Genomic DNA, 549 nt, shown 5'->3' on the forward strand with positions numbered 1-549 from the left:
GTCCGTGGGCGGCCGTACGGGTTTGACGGCGGTGGTGGTCGGCATTCTGTTCCTGCTGGTGATCTTCCTTTCTCCGCTGGCGGGGATGGCTCCACCGTATGCGGCCGCAGGCGCGCTGATCTACGTTGGCGTGCTGATGACGTCTAGCCTGGCGCGCGTGAAATGGGAAGATTTAACCGAAGCGGTGCCGGCGTTTATCACCGCCGTGATGATGCCGTTCAGCTTCTCGATCACTGAAGGTATTGCGCTGGGCTTTATCTCTTACTGCGTGATGAAGATCGGTACCGGCCGCTTCCGCGAACTGAGCCCGTGCGTGATCGTTGTGGCGCTGCTGTTTGTGCTGAAGATTGTGTTTATTGACGCGCACTAAGGTGCGGTTTGTGGTGTCAGGTGGCGCTTCGCTTACCTGACCTACTGACGAATGTAGGCCCGGTAAGCGCTAGCGCCATCGGGCTTTTTTTATCAGGCCTTCACCCGCTTAATATAATCCCCAAACGCGGTCAGCTGACCAGAAAGATGGTCACGCGTGCTCTGATCCACCACTTCACC

At 57.6% G+C, this 549-nt stretch carries 1 protein-coding gene and 1 pseudogene; one reads left to right on the top strand and one right to left on the bottom strand.

The features are described 5' to 3' along the window. On the top strand, window positions 1-370 hold a 370-nt coding region (locus tag K5E19_RS23710; protein WP_311775533.1), incomplete at its 5' end, for a solute carrier family 23 protein. Window positions 371-462: 92 nt separating this feature from the next. Here the strand turns inward: K5E19_RS23710 and K5E19_RS24310 are convergent. Further along, a pseudogene (locus K5E19_RS24310) lies at window positions 463-549 on the bottom strand (hypothetical protein); the annotation flags it as partial.

Origin of the sequence: Enterobacter sp. RIT637 (assembly GCF_019718755.1) — a bacterium.
Classification (GTDB): Bacteria; Pseudomonadota; Gammaproteobacteria; order Enterobacterales; family Enterobacteriaceae; genus Enterobacter.